This is a genomic window from Succinivibrio sp., from assembly GCF_045124615.1.
GTDB classification, from domain to species: Bacteria; Pseudomonadota; Gammaproteobacteria; order Enterobacterales; family Succinivibrionaceae; genus Succinivibrio; species Succinivibrio faecicola.
The window spans coordinates 1-1,546 of record NZ_JBGVMC010000329.1; the positions used below are offsets into that span (position 1 = coordinate 1).

The 1,546-nt window shown below is 35.3% G+C and carries 2 protein-coding genes; both read left to right on the forward strand.

Annotation, left to right across the window (positions count from 1 at the left end; genetic code table 11):
• On the forward strand, positions 1-676 hold a 676-nt coding region (locus tag ACJML3_RS08820), incomplete at its 5' end, for a hypothetical protein (RefSeq protein ID WP_406022454.1).
• Between the two features lie 124 nt (positions 677-800).
• Positions 801-1,546 (forward strand): anti-CBASS protein Acb1 family protein (locus tag ACJML3_RS08825; protein WP_406022456.1); only part of this gene is annotated, 746 nt, incomplete at its 3' end.

The window sequence follows — 1,546 nt, forward strand, 5'->3', positions numbered from 1 at the left end:
AGAGCCAACGATTAAAGCCGTATCTGAATTTGTTTATAAGTTACCAGTTGCAGAGCGAGGCAATTTAATTGATTCAGACGGCAAGCCAACAAAGCAGGCGCAGGAACGTTTAAAAGGTGCTTTATTTGCAAAGGCTTATAATGATGATACTTTGTTAAGACTAGCTCACCAAGCAAATGATCCTGATGGTAAAAATATTCTTAATGCTTTGGAATTATCCGCACCTAAATTAGCAACACTCGAAAATCTACCAAAAGAATATGACATTAGACCTGTAATTACTTTTGTTGCAAATCAGGCAATAAAAGCAAAGCAGGAGGGCAAATCACTTGATGAATTTATCGGACAGACTGATCTATTTCAGAATGAGAAAGAAAACAGCGCAAATAATGAAATTATGAAATTATTTGCAAACAATCTCAGATCACCTAAAACAATCAGCGAAAAATTAAATCAACTTGCTGATACACTACAGAATGAAGTTAATGCACCTGATATAGATCTGTTTGGAGCGGTTGAAAAGCGATCTAAAGATCAAATAATTAAATCGGTTTTAACTCAGGATAGCAAAAATCGTATAATTTCTTTCTGGGATAAAAATTTATACTTGTTAATGAGTGACGATAAACGAAAGCATAAAAAATGCTTTGATAGATTGCACAAACTTACATTTTAAATGATAAGAAAAAACCGCTATAATATTTATAGCGGTTTAAAATTTGTGAATTTAAATACACCACCTGTAAAGATCGAAGTGCATCAATAAGATCTTATCAGAAAATCACACAAAGGATCGAGTTATGGCAGACGAAAAAGCAAAAGTAATTGATAAAACAGAAAATAAAATAGATTCTGTTAAAAGTGATGTGCCTCAGTACAAAGTTACTGCAGACAGCATTAAAGAAAATTTAATGCTTTTGCCTAAGAGAACTGCAAAGGCTTTTGAAAGTCTGGAAAGCGTGAAAAATGCTTTTTGTTTGCCTATAACTATGAGTGGATTATCAAAAGATGATCGTGATTCATTAAACATGGCTTTTGATTCTGCAGGCGGTTTTTCAACCATATACGAAAGTTTAACTCAACACGCTTATGATCTCGGTCAATATCCTATTACCTCTTTTGTGGGTTATGGAGTATTGCAACAAATCGCACAACAAGGCTTAATCCGTGCGTGTGTTCAGACTGTATCAGACGATATTTCACGCAAATGGATCAAGCTAACTGGGTGTGATGATTCCGATAAACTTGAAAAATTAACAAATCTGTTAAAGGATTATCACATCAAAGATTTATTTCATAAGGCGGTCACTACAACTGGCTACATGGGCGGAGCGTTTATATTTGTTGATACAGGCGAAGAAGATACTACACTACCACTGGCAGTAAATGATTTAAGTGCTGAATTAAAAGGGGATAGAGCAAGCGTTAAATTCGTTGTTGTTGATCCTGTAAACGTATCACCTATTGAGTACAATTGTACTAATCCCCTGCGTGATGATTATATGAAGCCTAGAATGTGGCAGGTGCTAGGGCGCAGAGTTCATGC